The organism is Synechocystis sp. FACHB-908 (assembly GCF_014698595.1).
Lineage (GTDB): Bacteria > Cyanobacteriota > Cyanobacteriia > Cyanobacteriales > Microcystaceae > Synechocystis.
In genome coordinates this window covers 144,289-161,285 of sequence record NZ_JACJTH010000027.1, presented here as the reverse complement: position 1 = coordinate 161,285, position 16,997 = coordinate 144,289, and the positions used below count along the sequence as shown (strand labels likewise).

Sequence of the window (16,997 nt, the reverse complement as noted above, 5' to 3'; positions counted from 1 at the left end):
TGGAGCAATCGGTAACTAGTCAAACTTACTCTGGGGCCTTGCCTATTGTATCTATTCCCACTGCTTCACTGATATGGGAAAAGCCCCCAGCCGCTAATTTTTCCCCCAAGCCCTGCAAGATATCGGAGACTACCCAAGGACCGCCATAAATCCAGCCGGTATAAATCTGTAGGAAACTCGCCCCTGCTTGAATTTTTTCCCAGGCATCCTCAGCAGTGAAAATCCCCCCCACGCCGATGATGGGAATGGTGCCGCCAGTTTGTTGATAGATATAGCGGATTACCTCTGTGGCTCGGTCTCGAATGGGTTGACCACTCAGTCCGCCAGCTTCCTGTTCTATGGGTTGACCTGTTTGGGGCAAAATTTTTGTCTTCAACCCCGATCGCCTGGTGCTGGTGTTGGTGGCGACGATGCCTGAGAGGTTATGTTCTTTGACTAGGTCGATAATGACGGCGATCGCCTCCCAGGACAGATCTGGAGAAATTTTTACCAAAAGGGGTTTTTGCCAATGGTTAGCCGATTGCAAGCCAGCAAAAATGCGGGGCAACTCGTCAGACTCCTGCAAACTGCGTAACCCAGGGGTATTGGGAGAACTGACATTGACCACAAAATAGTCCGCCACCGGGGCCAAGGTCTGAAAACTAAAAACGTAATCCTCCACCGCTTGGTCCAGGGGAGTAATTTTCGACTTACAAAGATTGATGCCAATGGGAATGGTACGGGGATAGTAGTCCCAGGTGTGTTTTAATTTTGCCGCCATGGCCACGGCCCCCTCATTGTTGGCCCCCAAACGGTTTAACACTGCTTGGTCTTGTGGCAAACGAAACAGACGGGGACGGTCATTCCCTGGTTGGGCATATTTGGTCACAGCCCCCAATTCCGCAAAACCAAAACCCAGGGCAGGCCAAACGGCGGCCGCTTCCCCCTCCTTATCACAGCCAGCCGATAGACCAAGCACATTGGGAAAATTTAAGCCCCAACAGGTTTGTTGTAAACGAGGGTCTGCATGGGTAAAAGCTTGCTCCAGTTGCTCCATGGCCACAGCAAAACCATTGCGATGCATGGTATCCACTTTCTTTAAAGTTTGAATAAGCCGTTGATGGCCCCTTTCCGGATCACTTTTGGTTACGGATAAGATCAGGGGATAGAGAGAACGGGCAAAACGCAACATAGGGCGGCAAAAGGAAGTTTTGATAGGGGCAGGACTGGTTACTAGAGGGCTGCCCAGGGTAGGGAAAAAACCCTAGGGATCTTGAAGAACGAGGACACCACCGACCCCAAGAGAGCTATACCCTTCAAGAATTCTAATCATAACCATCAAAACTATTGGGACTATACTAAGCAGGTAAATTTCATTACAATAATCGGCAAGCTTGCTGAGCTGAGACTCAGTTAATCATTTCAACCCTCCCAGCGGACGGCACCATGACTTCAGGCATTGATCTTCAGAATAGTTTTCTTCAGTCACTCCAGGGTTTTGGCCTGCCCCCAGGATTAGCGAAGCTGTTTTGGATTCCCCTCCCCTCCATTTTGATGATCATCGGAGCTACCGTCGGGGTGTTGGTGGTGGTGTGGCTGGAAAGAAAGATTTCCGCCGCCGCTCAACAAAGGATTGGGCCAGAATACGCAGGTCCTTTAGGGGTGTTACAACCCGTGGCCGATGGCATCAAGCTAGTATTCAAAGAAGATGTAGTACCCGCCAAGGCTGACCCCTGGTTGTTCACCCTTGGCCCTGTACTGGTGGTACTGCCGGTTTTTCTTTCCTATCTCATCGTGCCCTTCGGCCAGAACTTGGTCATTACTGACATTAACGTTGGTATTTTTCTCTGGATTGCCCTTTCCAGTATTGCTCCCATCGGGTTGTTGATGTCTGGTTATGCTTCCAATAATAAGTATTCCCTTTTGGGGGGTCTCCGGGCGGCAGCCCAGTCCATTAGCTACGAAATTCCCCTTTCCCTGGCCGTGTTGGCGATCGTGATGATGTCTAACAGCCTCAGCACCATCGACATCGTTGACCAACAGTCCGGTTACGGCATTTTGGGGTGGAATATTTGGCGGCAACCGGTGGGCTTTCTGATTTTCTGGATTGCAGCCTTGGCGGAATGTGAGCGACTACCCTTTGACCTACCGGAAGCCGAAGAAGAATTGGTAGCAGGCTATCAAACCGAATATGCTGGGATGAAATTCGCCCTGTTCTACCTTGGCTCCTACGTTAACCTTGTACTTTCTGCCTTGGTATTTTCGGTGCTTTATCTGGGCGGTTGGGACTTCCCCATTCCCCTGGAAAATGTGGCCAATTGGCTGGGAGTTGCCCCTACCACTTCCTGGTTGCAGGTGCTGATGGCGGCCCTCGGTATCACCATGACGGTGCTGAAGTCCTATTTCCTCATCTTCATTGCTATTTTGCTCCGTTGGACAGTGCCCAGGGTGCGTATTGACCAATTGTTAAACTTGGGTTGGAAATTTTTATTGCCCGTTGCCCTAGCAAACCTTCTCATCACTGCCGCCCTGAAATTGACCTTTCCCATGGCCTTTGGCGGTTAGTCCTCTTCCAACAAAGATTAGCTGGGATGTCACTGAAATTTGTCTTAGCCCAGCTTCTAACTTTGGCCGACTTAAACCTTTAATCATTTGCTTATCCCAATCCCAAATCTATGTTTAACAACATTCTCAAACAGGTAGGCGATTACGCTAAAGAGAGCTTGCAAGCGGCTAAGTATATCGGTCAGGGGTTAGCAGTTACCTTTGACCACATGAGTCGTCGGCCCATCACGGTGCAATATCCCTACGAAAAGCTCATTCCCTCAGAACGATTCCGGGGCAGAATTCATTTTGAGTTTGATAAATGTATTGCCTGTGAAGTCTGTGTGCGGGTTTGTCCCATTAACTTGCCCGTAGTCGACTGGGAATTTAATAAGGCAGTTAAGAAAAAAGAACTCAAACATTACAGCATCGACTTCGGTGTATGTATTTTCTGCGGTAATTGCGTGGAGTACTGTCCCACAAACTGCCTCTCCATGACCGAGGAATATGAATTGGCGGCCTATGATCGCCATGACTTGAACTATGACAACGTGGCTTTGGGAAGGTTGCCCTATAAAGTGACCGAAGACCCCATGGTGACTCCCCTGCGGGAACTAGGCTACTTACCCAAAGGAGTAATAGAACCCCACAATTTACCCAAGGGTAGTCAACGGGCCGGACAACATCCCGAAGATTTGGTGAAAGCAGAATAGGTTGATGATTTATTCCTTGGCTTTACCCGTTAAAGTAAACTCGTTGTGAACCAATTTTGCCCTTCCACTATCCGTACCTAGGAGATTAACCACTGTGAATTTAGCTGAAGGTGTTCAGTACATATCCTTCCTAATCCTGGCTTTTTTAGTCATTGGGGCGGCCCTGGGGGTCGTACTGCTCTCTAATATTGTTTATTCTGCCTTCCTATTGGGGGGAGTTTTCCTCAGTATTTCCGGTATTTATATTCTGCTCAATGCGGATTTTGTGGCGGCGGCCCAAGTGCTAGTTTACGTGGGGGCAGTCAGTGTACTTATTCTTTTTGCCATTATGTTGGTCAATAAACGGGAGGATTTTTCCAAAATTCCCGGTCGTTGGCTAAGAAATGTTTCCACTGCTCTGGTATGTACCGGCATCTTTGCCCTGTTGAGCACCATGGTGTTGATCACCCCCTGGCAGATTAATGAAACGGGGCCTTTTGTGGAAAACACCCTAGTCACCATTGGCAAACACTTTTTTAGTGATTACCTTTTGCCCTTTGAGTTGGCTTCCGTTCTGCTATTGATGGCCATGGTGGGGGCAATTATTTTGGCCCGTCGGGACTTAATTCCCGAATTGTCCGAGGAAAACAAAACCGCCACGGCCCTGACTTTGCCAGAGCGTCCCCGGGAGTTAACCTCCGCTTCCAAATAGATGCTGCCTAGGTAGGTTAGTGGCAGCTTCTTCAATCTTGCCGGTTAATTGGGCAAAACTTAAGCAAAAATCTTCCGCCCTAACCTAATTTTATTTACGGTTTTATTCATAACTCTAGTTAAATTTCTCTTACCCCACTATGCATTTGCAGCTTCAATATTGTTTGATCCTAGCGGCCGCCCTCTTTTGCATTGGCATTTATGGTCTCATCACTAGCCGTAATGCGGTGCGGGTGTTGATGTCCATTGAACTATTGCTCAACGCAGTTAACCTCAACCTGATGGGTTTTTCCAATTATCTTGATCCGAGCAACATTCGGGGCCAGGTGTTTGCCATTTTTGTCATTACCATTGCCGCCGCCGAAGCCGCTGTGGGTCTGGCGATCGTGCTAGCCATTTACCGCAACCGGGAAACAACCGATATGGAACAATTCAATCTCCTGAAGTGGTAGAAGATATCAGGATTATAAAGTGTTTTAAAAGCCCCCCTAGCCCCCCAACTCTGGGGGGAACAGTGTTCAAAGTCTGCCAAATTTGCCGACGGTTTAGTGAGGGTATTTAGGGGGCGGATTGTGGCTTTTTAAACAAGCTTTTGGTGGATAACGATAAATAAGCTGAAAGTGGTGCTCTATTTTGATCCAAAGATTGGTCTGAAGGGGCATCACAAGCTTTTTTAGCCCAACATTTTAAGTCGCTCCTGGAGCATTTGCCGTTGAACAGCGGCGGCATTGAGGGATTCCTTAGCTCCGGCGATCACTTCCTCTGGGGCTTTATTAACAAAACCGGGATTGCTAAGGCGTTTTTCGATGCTTTCATATTCTTTGGTCACTTTATCCAAGGTTTTTTGGATTTTATTGCGGAGAATATCCAAATCCACTAGCCCGGATAGGGGAATGAGCACCTGAATTGTATCCACCACACCGGCGATCGCCTGGGTTTGTTCTGGAGGTAGTTGGGACACCACTTGGAGATTTTCCACTTTGCCAATGTCCCGAATATAGGTTTCTCCTAGCTGGAGGGTTTGTCGTTCCTGGTCATTTTCACTTTGGAGGATAACAGTGACCATGGCTCCCGGTTTAATGCCAGCTTCTGCCCGGAGATTACGGATGGTGCGGAGAGTTTCAATTAACAGAGCAAACTGAGTTTCCAAAGCTGGGTCAACTAAGGATTGGTTAACCGTTGGGTAGGCCTGCAAAGCCAAAAATTGTCCTTCCGCCTGGTGCAGAGTTTGCCACAGCTCCTCCGTAATATGGGGCATAAAGGGATGGAGCAACTTAATAATGCTGTCCAACGTGTGGGCCAAAACTTGGCGGGCCACCAATTGACGCTGGGTGCCGACGTCTCCTCCTTCCTTATTCCAGAGTCTGGGTTTAGCTAGCTCAATGTACCAATCGCAAAAATCACCCCAGATGAATTCGTACAGGCCCTTGGCCGCTTCCCCTAGGCCGTAATCTTCAATTTGCTCTCGAGTTTGCTGAATAACTTGATTCAAACGGGAGAGAATCCAACGGTCTGCCAATTCTAAATCTTCCCCAGGGGCTAGACCCAATTGCTGCGGGGTCTGACCATCCAGATTCATCATCACAAACCGGGCCGCATTCCACAGTTTATTGGCAAAGTTACGGGACGCTTCCACCGACTCCGATTCATCCTTCTGGCGATCGTATTGCAGGCTAATATCTTGCCCCGCTCCAGCCACTTCCCGAATTAGGGTGTAACGTAGCGCATCGGTACCATATTTATTAATCAACAACAAAGGATCAATGCCGTTGTTGGCCGATTTAGACATTTTTTTACCATTTTCATCCCGCACCAAGCCGTGGATATAGACATCCTTAAAGGGTATTTGGCCGGTGAAGTGCCCCGCCATCATGGTCATCCTGGCCACCCAGAAAAAGATAATGTCAAAACCCGTTACTAGGGTGCTGGTGGGATAATATTTGGCCAAATCGTCTGTTTGTTCTGGCCAGCCCATGGTGGAAAAGGGCCACAGTCCCGAAGAAAACCAGGTATCCAACACATCGGGGTCCTGTTGCAATTGCACCGTCGGGCCATATTCTGCTTTCGCTTTAGCTAAGGCTTCGGCCTCGTCGTAGGCCACAATGAAAGGGGTGTGATCAGTTATGGCTCCATTGGTTTCGCTGATCACATACCAAGCGGGAATTTGATGACCCCACCACAGTTGCCGGGAAATACACCAATCTTTGAGCTTTACCAACCAGTCTCGATAAACCTTACCCCACCGTTCCGGCACAAAATTAGGAGAGTTATCCTCGTCCAAACAGGCCAGGGCATTTTGGGCTAGGCTTTCAATTTTGACAAACCATTGGGTGGATAACAACGGTTCCACGGGCACCTTACCCCGATCGCCGTAGGGTACGGAATGACGATAGGGTTCAATTTTGACCAGAAAACCCTGGGCTTCTAGGGCTTGCACCACATTTTTGCGGGCTTCAAAGCGGTCTTGGCCAGCAAAATCCCCACCATTCTCATTTAGGGAACCGTCTTTGTTGAGCAGATTAATAAAAGGTAAATTGTGCCGTTGCCCCATGACAAAATCGTTGGGATCGTGGGCGGGGGTAACCTTCACACAGCCGGTACCAAATTCTGGGTCCACCAACTCATCGGCCACAATGGGAATTTCCCGGTTCACTAAAGGTAGGGTAATGGTTTTGCCCACCATGGCGGCATAGCGTTCATCATGGGGATTAACCGCCACCCCCGTATCCCCCAGCATGGTTTCCGGTCGGGTGGTGGCCACCACTAGTTCTCCACTACCGTCGGTGAGGGGATAACGAAAATACCACAAATGACCGTCCACTTCCTGGTTTTCCACTTCCAAATCCGACACCGCTGACTGGGAAGCCGGACACCAATTGACCAGATAATTACCCCGGTAAATTAATCCTTCTTCGTACAACTTAATAAATGCTGTTTTTACTGCTTGGGAAAGTCCTTCATCCATGGTGAACCGCTCCCTGGTCCAGTCCACAGACACTCCCAAACGCCGCAGTTGGTTAACAATAGTACTGCCGGACTCCGCTTTCCATTGCCAGGCCCGTTCCAAAAACTTTTCCCGGCCCAAATCATCCCTCGTTTTCCCCTCCGCTTTTAACTGACGTTCCAAAATGGTTTGCACAGCAATACTGGCATGGTCCGTTCCCGGTAACCAGAGGGTATTGTCCCCCCGCATGCGGTGATAACGAACCAAAGTATCTATTAAAGAACTCTCAAAAGCGTGGCCCATATGCAAACTACCTGTCACATTGGGGGGCGGAATCACCACGCAATAGGGTTCCCCTGGGCGATCGGGATCGGCTTTAAAGGCATGACTTTCTTCCCACGCTGTTTGCCATTTGGCTTCGGTGACGGTGGGTTCATATTGGGGCGGCAGGGAAGTGGTCATGGGAGGGAGTTTACTGTTAGGCCTTCATCATTTTGCCATAGGTTAGCAAAGGGAATGGGGACAGTAATTTTGGGGCAGGGGAGATTTTTTGTCGCTGATTTTCTGCAATTTGATCTGAGAAGTTACGATGGTAGTCTACGCCAGTCCTACTTTTGGGCAAGGTTTTTGGTTACCTTTGCCATCCCGTCGAGCACCTCATTACTTTATTTCTCCTATGACACATTCTCTGCGGTGGGTTAATGCTCTTTCTACCAGACCATCCCTGGAGAGGGCATTGGATGAGGCGATCGCCAAGGTGGGGGGTCAGGGACAATGGGACTTGGCGATTATCTTCCTTTCCTCCAGCTTTGCCAGCGATGCGGCCCGGTTAATGCCCCTAGTGCAAGAAAAGTTGTCAGTACCGAATTTAATCGGTTGCTTGGGGGGCGGCATTATTGGCATGGAAAACAATGCCACAGTGCAGGAAGTAGAAGGAGAAGTGGCATTGAGCTTAACGGTGGCCCAATTGCCAGGGGTGACGGTGACGCCATTCTATGTCCATGGGGAAGGAATGCCCGATTTAGACGCACCGCCCCAAAGTTGGGTGGATTTAATGGGGGTTGATCCGGCCAGTGGCGCAGATTTTATTATTCTGGCCGACCCGATGACTGGGGGCATCACAGACTTTTTAGCCGGGTTGGATTTTGCCTATCCCCAAGCAACAAAAGTGGGTGGCTTAGCCAGTGGGGAAAATGTGGCCATGGGGGGCAGTTTATTTTTGCAATCTTCTGATCATCCCGCTGGCCGTTATGGAGATGGTTTTATCGGCGTAGCCTTAGCGGGCAATATTCGCCTCGGTAGTGTGGTGGCCCAGGGCTGTCGGCCTATTGGCGAACCCTTTGTGGTTAACCAGGGGCAGAGAAATATCATTACAGAAATCCAAGGTAAGGATGCAGACAGTGGCACGGTGGTGTTGGAAACGCCCCTGGCTAGCCTGCAGAAACTGATTCCCACCCTCAGTCCCAAAGATCAGGAATTGGCCCAAAGTTCCCTTTTTGTGGGGGTGGCCAGCGATGAATTTAAATTAACTCTGCAACCGGGGGATTTTCTCATTCGCAACTTACTGGGGGTGGATCCCCGCCAAGGGGCGATCGCCATTGGAGACCGGGTGAGAAAGGGGCAAAGGTTACAATTCCATTTGCGGGACCGGGAAACTTCCGCCGACGACTTACAAATTCTTTTGCGCCATTACACCGAAGGAGAGGCTAATCAATCTTCTTCTACGGCGATCGGGGCATTGATGTTTTCCTGTTTGGGCAGAGGCTATGGCCTGTATGGTACCCCCAATTTTGATAGCCAGATGTTTGGGCAATATTTTCCTGGAGTAGCCCTGGGTGGTTTCTTTTGTAATGGAGAAATTGGCCAGGTGGGTGCTCAGACCTTTTTACACGGTTACACTTCCGCCTTTGCCATTGTCCACAGAGCTAGTTAAATAAACGGCGATCGCCATTTGTTTACTCATATTCTGGTGCCGTCAAATAATTCCCGATGAGAGCAAGCTATGATCGGAGTTAGCGTTAATCCAGAGAAACTAGGATCCACTATGGAGACCGTCAATGTTGACCAAATAGAAATCAATCTTCCTGAGCTTTTGTACAGTATCAAACCAGGGGAAGAAGTCATCGTTGCTGACCAGGGTATTCCCATTGCTAAGTTGGTTCCTCTGCAAAGGCAAAAATCCGTGGATCGATGCTCCAGCTTAGGGGTAGATCGAGGATTATTTGTAGTGCCAGATGACTTTAACGATCCTTTACCAAATGATATTTGGCCATTATCTTGAGAAGGATTAACGTGAAACTTTTGTTGGATACCCAGTGCTGGTTATGGTGGTTTACTGAGCCGGAAAAATTGAACGAAGATGCAATTTCCCAGATCATAGATGAGACAAACGAAATATGGCTTTCTGTTGCCAGTATTTGGGAAATGTCAATTAAGACTTCCATCGGTAAACTGCCCTTGCCAGAAAATATTGACGACTACATTCTCAGTCGCATGGTGAAATTGGGTGCTGAGTTCCTGGACATTAAAACCCGCCATGCCCTGCAAGTTGCGACATTGCCCCTACATCACCGTGATCCGTTTGACAGAATTATCATTGCCCAGGCACAAACAGAAAATATGCTGCTAATTAGTGCAGATTCAATGTTTAAAAATTATGGAGTCTCTTTGTTATGGGCGGGAGTATAGTTTAGAGTCGATCGCCAAAGAGAATGGTACCCAAGCGGATCATGGTAGCTCCGGCGGCAATGGCTTCTGGGTAATCTCCGGACATGCCCATGGATAGTTCCGTTAATGACAGGCTAGATTGTTGGTTGATGGCTGTGGCCAGATTTTTTAGTTCCCCAAAGGTTAGTTGGCGATCGCCAGGGGAAAGACCCAGGGGTAAAATAGTCATTAAGCCACAAATTTTTAGATTTTTTAATAGCTCCAGTTGGGGCAAATCCAGCTTTAATTCTTCCCTTGTCCAACCGGATTTATTCTCGTCCGGCAGTAACTTGATTTGTAATAATCCCTGGGGAAATTTGTTCAACTCCTCAGCAATGCGGTCTAGTTTGACGGCGATCGCCAAATTATCAACGGAATGGATATAGGTAAAATTTTCCACCACTTTGCGGGCCTTGTTACTCTGTAAACGTCCGATAAAATGCCAGTTAATATCTTGGTAATTTGCTAAAGCTTCGATTTTTGGTAAAGCTTCTTGGATGCGACTTTCGGCAAAATCCCGGATGCCCGCTCCGTAGGCCGCTTCGATGTCGGCGATCGCCTTGGTTTTGGTTACCGCCACCAACCGTACACTGGGGGGGAGGGTAGCGATAATTTCTGAGTAAACGCTGGGGGAAAACATGGGCAAGTTAACGGAAATCGAGGCCTGTTGACTAGATCCTACGGTGGATTGGGGGAAAGGTGCTTAACCGAACTAACCCCGACGGTTATCCCACTCAGGCAATTCTTAACATCTCGTTACAATTAATTCATGTTAAGCCTCAGTTTAGGGGGGCAGTTTATGAACAACAATATCCGCGTCGGCAGTCTGTTTGGCATTCCTTTTTACGTCAACCCATCCTGGTTTTTAATTTTAGGATTGGTGACCCTGAGCTATGGCCAAGACTTAGCCCGCTTTCCCCAACTTTCCGGTGGCACACCCTGGATTTTGGGGTTAATTACAGCTTTACTCCTCTTTGCTTCCGTTGTCGCCCACGAGTTGGGCCATAGTTTGGTTGCCTTAGCCCAGGGCATTGAAGTTAAATCCATCACTCTGTTTTTGTTCGGTGGTCTAGCGAGTTTAGAAAAGGAATCCAACACTCCCTGGCAAGCTTTTGCGGTGGCGATCGCCGGGCCGGCGGTGAGTTTAGTGCTCTTTTTGGGTTTAACCATAGTTGGTACCCAAATCCCCCTACCTGTGCCGGGGCAGGCCATCATTGGTTTATTGGGCATGATCAACCTCGCCCTGGCATTGTTTAACCTCATTCCTGGTTTACCTTTGGACGGCGGCAATGTGCTCAAATCCATTGTGTGGCAAATCACGGGCAATCAAAACAAAGGTATTCTCATTGCTAGTCGGGTGGGCCAGGGTTTCGGTTGGTTGGCGATCGCCATTGGTAGCTTAGGTATTTTAAATATTCTGCCCATCGGTAGCTTCTGGACCATTTTGATCGGTTGGTTCCTGTTACAAAATGCTGGTTCCTCCGCCCGCAACGCCCAGGTCAAAGAGCAAATGGAAGCCTTTACTGCTGAAGATGCGGTTATTCCCAACAGCCCCATTATTCCTGCCGGGTTAAATATTCGGGAATTTGCTAACGATTATGTGATTGGTAAAACCCCCTGGCGACGGTTCTTGGTTATTGGTGCCGACAATCAACTGTTAGGTGTACTTGCTACGGAAGACATCAAACACGTCCCCACTTCCGATTGGCCCCAGGTCACAGTGGATAGCTTGATGCAGTATCCCCAACAGATGGTCACCGTTAACGCCAATCAATCTTTGTTTGAAGTGGCCCAGTTGTTAGATCAACAGAAACTGTCGGAACTTTTGGTGGTGCAACCTTCGGGAGAAGTGGTGGGATTATTGGAAAAAGCTTCCATCATCAAATGTCTGCAAACCTCCGCCGCCTAGAGCCTGTTTTAAAAGCCCCCCTGGCCCCCCAAATTTTTTTGGGGGGAAAATAAGATTTAAAGTCCCCCAAACTTGCCGGAGCTTTAGTGAGGAGATTTAGGGGGCAAGGAAACCATAAAGATTGGGATTGAGCGACCATAGCTTTTTCTCAATCTTTTTTAATGGCAGAATAGGGGATTATCTGGTGTTCCCCAAGGGGGTAAAATTAGCCTCAATCGTTACTTTTCATTGGACTAGGATTTTTTCCCATGACCGTCGCCTCCACCGCCCCTGCTTTTTGCCAAGGAATTCGCTTTTTCGGTGAAAACCTGCCGGATTTTGATCGTTATGGCCAGGAAACGGCGATCGCCAGTGGGGCAAAGGCCATCAGTTCTGCCAATGATCCCCAGGCGGTGTATCAAACTTTGTTGGCGGCGGATGCCCTCAGATATTTAACGCTCCAAACCACAGCCAGTAAAGAATCGGGTCACCCCGGCGGTTTTGCCAGCATTGCGGAGGCGATCGCCGCTCTGGTCATGTTGGGCTACAAAAATACGGTGACGGAAGTGGGCCACCATGCCCCCGGTTTTTACAGCACCATGTTTTTGGATCGTTCCCTGGAAGCCATGGGGATTAATAATGTCCAAGAACTTGGCGATCGGTTCCGGGAAATGCACGGCCTATTGGGCCACCTCTCAGGGCAAATCCCAGGCTTATTAGCTCCAGCAGGCCCCCTGGGTCAAGGTCAACATTTCGCCATGGCCGGAGCAAAACTTTATCCCGGCGTTTTATTTCCCGTAACTATCGGAGATGGTGGTTTGGGGGAACCCTACATCATGAGTAGTTTTGGCCATTTCCACACGGCCTATCCCCAGGTAACAAACTTTTTGCCCATTTTGGTCTGGAACGGTTTTAGCCAAGAACACCACAGCATGGTTTCCACCCAGAGCAATGAAGCCATGGTTAACTACTGGCAGGGCAACGGTTTTAAAAATGTCATTCTGGTCAACGCCAAAGATTTTGACGACAGCAATCAAGCGGGGGATTTTGTTGACAGCACCAAGTTTTCTTTCCAACAACGGTTAGCTTTTACCCAGGCAGTGTTGGAGGCCACCGACAAAGCGGCCCAGGCGGCCCTTGGTGGTACGTTAACGGTTCTGATTGTCAAACAACTAAAAGGAGCGGGAGTCCACAAATCCGGGGCCAAATCCCACAACCTCTATCCCGGCGACAGTTTAGATAAAGATTATATTGTCAGTGCTTTGCAAGAACGGGCCCTATCCCCCGAAGCTTGGCAATTGGTGCGGACCAATTTTGAACGTTCCCACGGTGGCCCCGCCTCCCAAACCGTGGTGACGGAATCCGTTTTACCTTTAGCGGATCTGGGTACTCTGCCCCTGAAGGAGTTTGCCCTAGAAGATAAACAGGTAGCCACCACCGCCATGGGGGAATTGGTGGTTCATGTGGGCAAACAGGATTCAAACTTTGTGGTTACCAACGCCGACGGTAACGCCGCTTCTGGGATCAATAACATCAACGTTGGGCTAAAAATTGTCCATCCCACGGTGGATGAGGATTATTTCCAACAACCCAACGGCCAAGTTTATGAACCCCTGAGCGAAGATGCCTGTGCTGGCCTGGCCGCCGCCCAAGCTTTGTTTGGAGGCCGTACCCTCTGGTGTTCCTACGAGTCCTTTGCTATTAACGGTTTACCCATTTGGCAGACGGTGACCCAGGCCATGGCGGAGCTACGTCGTCCTACCCCTTCCACCATTACCCTGTTTACAGCGGGAGCGTTGGAACAAGGGCGCAACGGTTGGACTCACCAACGGCCGGAAATTGAGAATTATTTTGCCGCTATGATGCGGAATGGGAATATTTTTCCCCTTTTCCCCTGTGATGCCAACGGTATTCAGGTTTGCTATGACTGGGCGTTAACCACCAGCAACAAAGGCATTCCCATCACCGCCAGTAAGTCTCCTTTGCCCATCCGCACTACGTTGGAGCAAAATCGTCAGGGTTTAGCCAAAGGCGGCATCCTACTCCACAACAGCACTGGCTCTAAAACCATTGTTTTTGCAGTAATTGGCGATATGACTCTAATTCCCGTGTTGGAAGCGGCCAGTCAATTGGAAAGTGAAGGTTATGGGGTAAAAGTGGTTTCGGTAATTAATCCCCGGCGCTTGTACCGTCCCCATGATGTGCAATGGCAGGATTGTTCCGAAGCGGACAGTGGCTTTTTGAGCGATGCTGAATTTACCGAACTGTTTGGTGGCGATGCGTTGATTGGGGTGACCGGTGGCAGTGGAGCCATGTTGGAACCAGTTCTACTCCGTAGTGCTTGCCCCAGGGATCTATTTGCTTGGAAACGGGGGGAAACTACCGCCAGCGCTGGACAACTGATGGCCTATAACGGCCTAACTGCCCAGGCCCTTGGCGATCGGGCCAAGGCATTGTTGCCCTAGGCTTAGCCATTCTTGTCGGAGTTATCCTAACTCCAGGCTGAGTTGCACAAAGGGTTGATGTTGCTCCTCTGCCCTGGGGGAACTCTGTAACTTTTTCCAATATTCCGCCATCCATTGTTCCGAACTGCCGGGACATTGGCGATCGCCTTGGAGCCAAGCTTGAAAGACCTTTTCTCGTCCATCCTGGGGACAGGTGATTTGATAAATCCGCACTCGTTTTTTTTCTACAGTTTTCGTACGGGTTAATTGGATCCCAAAGCCCAGCTTTTCCAGAAAACGACGGACAATGGTGATGGGGCTAGCATTTTTGGCTAAACCAATGCCCACTACCGTTTTAATATCATCCCGGTTAGCCAAGGCTAATTTACCCAGGGCGATTAAGTCCTCATCCAGGGCACACAACTCCCGTTGGGGATGGGCCAGCAGAATGGGAATGCCAATAATGTCGTAGGTACCGATGATGGCCCCCAATTGGGAACCATTAAAGTCCGGGAGAAAGAGACTGCCTTGTCCTTGATCCAATAGTAAACGGGCAATTTTGGCATCCCGATCGCCAAGGAATGGCCGGCCTACGGTGAGGAAGTAATGCCAACGCAGTTTTTGATACCAATTTTGGTCATCTTTTTGCACCAGATCCGCCGTCACAGGAATACCGTAGCGTTGGGCCAGTTCGTAGCGCCGTAGCCGTTGCCGTTCGTGGCTATTTTTCACTAGCCTTTTCTTCAACTGTTGATATTCCAATTCTTTTAGGGGTTTAGCGTCGGCGATCGCCTGGCAGTCGGCAAGGTAATTTTGTTCCCGCACCGCTTCAATGGCCTGTTGCAAAGGCTGAGGAGCGACCGTACTGAGGGGGTGATCGGGATCGCTGGGTGGAACAGGCAAAGACGGTAAAGCTGGGGGCGGCCCCAACAACTGATGGCCTTCCTGGTGCAAAAGCCCAAGAATGGATTCCCGATAATTGACCATGGCCAGGTTGATCCGCACCGCCATTTTGGCCCAGCAGAGCAAAGATTCCGCCTGGAAACCGGTGTCTAAATCATCCAAATTATCCAGATCCGATTGTTGCAACAGCCGGATATTAACCTCCGTCAAACGATGGCCGGCGGTGAGGAACTTACTAATGGCCGTAGCTCCATTGCCCACTTGGTTAAAGCCATAGCTAGCGGCCCAGAGGTAACGGGGAATATTTTGGCGAATGCGGCTGAGGGATTGGCAAACGGAAGTGGCGGTTTGGATGCCCTGGGCAATGCCCCACACGGAAGTGAAATGATTTTTTAGGTCAATGCTGACCCCCGTTTCCACCGCCGGACTACTCAGCACAATGTCATAGTCGGCCAACACTTGGTTGAGGTTGGTCAAACTGCCATGGGCAGGATGGTGAGGATCGGATAGGGATTCGGCATCAATGCGTAAAATGCGGCGATCGGGAAACTGCTTTTTCAGGTAGGCTTCCAGATTGCGGGTGCCCCAGGCACTGGTGAGCTTTTGAGCTGAGAGACAGACGAAAGGTTTACCGCCCTCCCGAATGTGATGCAACAGTTGTTTGACCAATTGCTTGGGGTCATTTTCGCCAAAGTGATAGATGGGCCATGCTTCTTCTAACCCCGGTTGCCAATGGTTACGGATCACGTAGGGTTGGAGGGGAATGCCACTCAAGCTGATCAAATAATCGAGGGAAACATCGGTTAAATCCGCATCGGCCACATAAATTTGTCCTTCTCCCCCTAGGCTATGTTGCAAAAGTTGCTTGAGGTTACGGAGAATGGCCACCCGCTGACGACGGCAGGTATCGGAATTCAGTCCATGCCAGAGCACCTGCTCCACTTCATCAATGATAATTAGGCAATCTTGCCACTGTTCCGGGTCAAACTGGGCTTGGGAATGGCCATGGAGGGAGTCGATACACAGACCAAAACCCCTTTGGCGAGCTAGGGGGGAACTAGATAAATCCCCCACATAGGGCAACTGAAAACGGTGGCACAGTTCCTGCACTAAACGAATGCGATGGCCAATGACCAACACTGGTCTGTGTTCGGCCTGGGCTTGGCGGACAATGCGAGCGAGAAATTCCGTTTTGCCCGTGCCCTTTGGCGATTGTAGGGCAATTAATTTTTCTTCAGCGGGAATGGTTAAAGGAGGTAAATACCGGGCTTCCACTTCCATCCCCCGGCTATGGGTGAGGCGGTTAAGTCGTTGGGCTTTCCAGATTTCCAGCGGCAGGGCCTTGCCGACCAACTGTTGTAGATAATCACTGCCTTGGTGGGCAATCACATCATCAACGCCCTTACCAAGGTGATGCTCCCATTGCAAAACTTTGACTTCACACCCTTGGCGACTGAACAAATAGCCCAACCGTTGAATGGCCAGATTCACCTGCTGGATAGTTTTGGGTTTACTGTCTTGATCGAAAGCAATCAGAATTTGTCTGCCGGGAGCGGCTAATTTTCCCAAAGCGGGAATTAATTGGCATTTGCCGATCCGTTGCCCCTGGTCATCCCTAGGAGTGCGGTAACCGTTATGGACTCCTGGTAAGGCGATCGCCCCGTAACCGGCCGTGAGTAAAGCACCCGCCTTTTTTGCCCCTTCTGTGATTACCAGAGGAATTTCCGGATGGCCCATCAACCATTGCCAAAAACCTAAATCCGGCTGGTCTGGGTCTTGATCCTCCTCTGTCAGGACTACCCCAGCTTTAGCAGCAATCCTTTCCCAAAGATGGAGGGGCACCCGCAGGGCAAAAATTCCCGTGGGTGTTTTGGGAGGATGCTCATATTTAATGGTCTTACTGCTTTCCCCATCCTGTCTCGGGCGATCGGGCTTAAAACACCCCCATAGATCTTTTTCCCCGGACAGTAAATCAATGCCAGAACACCACCAGCCCCCCGAGGCCACGTGGGCATAACGTTTCATTAAACCGTCACTAACTCGGCCGTCATTACGGCGCTGGAGCGCTTCAGCATAAAGCAAATGTTGGGCGGGGGCATCCCCTAAAAGGGGAGTGACATTGAGGCGGGTTAGTTGGTCGTCTACACAACTTTGCCGCCATTCTTGCAAGTGATTCATTTTGCCAT

At 49.6% G+C, this 16,997-nt stretch carries 13 protein-coding genes; 9 read left to right on the top strand and 4 right to left on the bottom strand.

Translation table 11 applies throughout. From position 1 onward, the window contains the following. Positions 1-25 precede the first annotated feature (25 nt). Positions 26-1,171 carry a quinone-dependent dihydroorotate dehydrogenase gene (locus H6G46_RS09925; RefSeq protein ID WP_010874109.1) on the bottom strand — a complete coding sequence of 382 codons (1,146 nt, stop codon included), beginning with the start codon at positions 1,169-1,171 and terminating at the stop codon, positions 26-28. Between the two features lie 254 nt (positions 1,172-1,425). Here H6G46_RS09925 and nuoH point away from each other — a divergent pair, with 254 nt between their 5' ends. The 4 genes from nuoH to nuoK all read left to right on the top strand — a co-directional run bounded on the left by nuoH (position 1,426) and on the right by nuoK (position 4,378). Continuing rightward, positions 1,426-2,544, top strand: a complete 1,119-nt coding sequence (nuoH, locus tag H6G46_RS09920) for an NADH-quinone oxidoreductase subunit NuoH (RefSeq protein WP_010874108.1) — start codon at positions 1,426-1,428, stop codon at positions 2,542-2,544. 110 nt (positions 2,545-2,654) lie between these two features. Continuing rightward, entirely contained in the window at positions 2,655-3,236 is a 582-nt protein-coding gene (ndhI, locus tag H6G46_RS09915) for an NAD(P)H-quinone oxidoreductase subunit I (protein WP_010874107.1), read from the top strand. 94 nt (positions 3,237-3,330) lie between these two features. Next, positions 3,331-3,927: an NADH-quinone oxidoreductase subunit J gene (locus H6G46_RS09910; protein ID WP_010874106.1), complete on the top strand. Its 597-nt coding sequence runs from the start codon at positions 3,331-3,333 to the stop codon at positions 3,925-3,927. 145 nt (positions 3,928-4,072) lie between these two features. After that, a complete protein-coding gene (nuoK, locus tag H6G46_RS09905) occupies positions 4,073-4,378 on the top strand; it encodes an NADH-quinone oxidoreductase subunit NuoK (protein WP_197525966.1) in 306 nt (101 codons plus the stop codon). Positions 4,379-4,599: 221 nt separating this feature from the next. Here nuoK and valS read toward each other — a convergent pair whose 3' ends face one another. After that, on the bottom strand, positions 4,600-7,332 hold the full coding sequence (valS, locus tag H6G46_RS09900) for a valine--tRNA ligase (RefSeq protein ID WP_010874104.1): 2,733 nt from the start codon (positions 7,330-7,332) through the stop codon (positions 4,600-4,602). 127 nt (positions 7,333-7,459) lie between these two features. Between valS and H6G46_RS09895 the strand changes: the two genes are divergently transcribed. The 3 genes from H6G46_RS09895 to H6G46_RS09885 all read left to right on the top strand — a co-directional run bounded on the left by H6G46_RS09895 (position 7,460) and on the right by H6G46_RS09885 (position 9,558). After that, positions 7,460-8,803, top strand: a complete 1,344-nt coding sequence (locus H6G46_RS09895) for an FIST N-terminal domain-containing protein (RefSeq protein ID WP_010874103.1) — start codon at positions 7,460-7,462, stop codon at positions 8,801-8,803. Between the two features lie 69 nt (positions 8,804-8,872). Beyond that, positions 8,873-9,151 (top strand): type II toxin-antitoxin system Phd/YefM family antitoxin, encoded by a 279-nt coding sequence (locus H6G46_RS09890; RefSeq protein ID WP_010874102.1) that lies wholly within the window; start codon positions 8,873-8,875, stop codon positions 9,149-9,151. Positions 9,152-9,162: 11 nt separating this feature from the next. Further along, a complete protein-coding gene (locus H6G46_RS09885; protein ID WP_010874101.1) occupies positions 9,163-9,558 on the top strand; it encodes a type II toxin-antitoxin system VapC family toxin in 396 nt (131 codons plus the stop codon). Position 9,559: 1 nt separating this feature from the next. On the opposite strand, the gene H6G46_RS09880 is transcribed toward H6G46_RS09885, so the two are convergent. After that, positions 9,560-10,216, bottom strand: coding sequence for a YggS family pyridoxal phosphate-dependent enzyme (locus H6G46_RS09880; RefSeq protein WP_010874100.1), 657 nt, complete (start codon positions 10,214-10,216; stop codon positions 9,560-9,562). Positions 10,217-10,345: 129 nt separating this feature from the next. On the opposite strand from H6G46_RS09880, the gene H6G46_RS09875 reads away from it, so the two are divergent. Together H6G46_RS09875 and H6G46_RS09870 are read left to right on the top strand one after the other, a co-directional pair. Beyond that, the gene (locus H6G46_RS09875) at positions 10,346-11,485 is read left to right on the top strand and encodes a site-2 protease family protein (protein WP_010874099.1); all 1,140 of its coding nucleotides are present in this window, start codon (positions 10,346-10,348) and stop codon (positions 11,483-11,485) included. A 248-nt stretch (positions 11,486-11,733) separates the two neighbouring features. Next, the gene (locus H6G46_RS09870; protein ID WP_010874098.1) at positions 11,734-13,929 is read left to right on the top strand and encodes a phosphoketolase; all 2,196 of its coding nucleotides are present in this window, start codon (positions 11,734-11,736) and stop codon (positions 13,927-13,929) included. Between the two features lie 21 nt (positions 13,930-13,950). On the opposite strand, the gene H6G46_RS09865 is transcribed toward H6G46_RS09870, so the two are convergent. Continuing rightward, complete coding sequence (locus tag H6G46_RS09865; protein ID WP_020861959.1) at positions 13,951-16,989, bottom strand: plasmid replication protein, CyRepA1 family; 3,039 nt, start codon at positions 16,987-16,989, stop codon at positions 13,951-13,953. Positions 16,990-16,997: the final 8 nt, after the last annotated feature.

What these genes read in the sequence shown, in the direction of transcription:
- H6G46_RS09895 (WP_010874103.1), top strand. Translation starts at nt 7,460, where the DNA reads ATGGTAGTCTACGCCAGTCCTACTTTTGGGCAAGGTTTTTGGTTACCT.
- nuoH (WP_010874108.1), top strand. Translation starts at nt 1,426, where the DNA reads ATGACTTCAGGCATTGATCTTCAGAATAGTTTTCTTCAGTCACTCCAG.
- valS (WP_010874104.1), bottom strand. Translation starts at nt 7,332, where the DNA reads ATGACCACTTCCCTGCCGCCCCAATATGAACCCACCGTCACCGAAGCC.
- H6G46_RS09870 (WP_010874098.1), top strand. Translation starts at nt 11,734, where the DNA reads ATGACCGTCGCCTCCACCGCCCCTGCTTTTTGCCAAGGAATTCGCTTT.
- H6G46_RS09865 (WP_020861959.1), bottom strand. Translation starts at nt 16,989, where the DNA reads ATGAATCACTTGCAAGAATGGCGGCAAAGTTGTGTAGACGACCAACTA.
- ndhI (WP_010874107.1), top strand. Translation starts at nt 2,655, where the DNA reads ATGTTTAACAACATTCTCAAACAGGTAGGCGATTACGCTAAAGAGAGC.
- H6G46_RS09880 (WP_010874100.1), bottom strand. Translation starts at nt 10,216, where the DNA reads ATGTTTTCCCCCAGCGTTTACTCAGAAATTATCGCTACCCTCCCCCCC.
- H6G46_RS09925 (WP_010874109.1), bottom strand. Translation starts at nt 1,171, where the DNA reads ATGTTGCGTTTTGCCCGTTCTCTCTATCCCCTGATCTTATCCGTAACC.
- H6G46_RS09875 (WP_010874099.1), top strand. Translation starts at nt 10,346, where the DNA reads ATGTTAAGCCTCAGTTTAGGGGGGCAGTTTATGAACAACAATATCCGC.
- H6G46_RS09890 (WP_010874102.1), top strand. Translation starts at nt 8,873, where the DNA reads ATGATCGGAGTTAGCGTTAATCCAGAGAAACTAGGATCCACTATGGAG.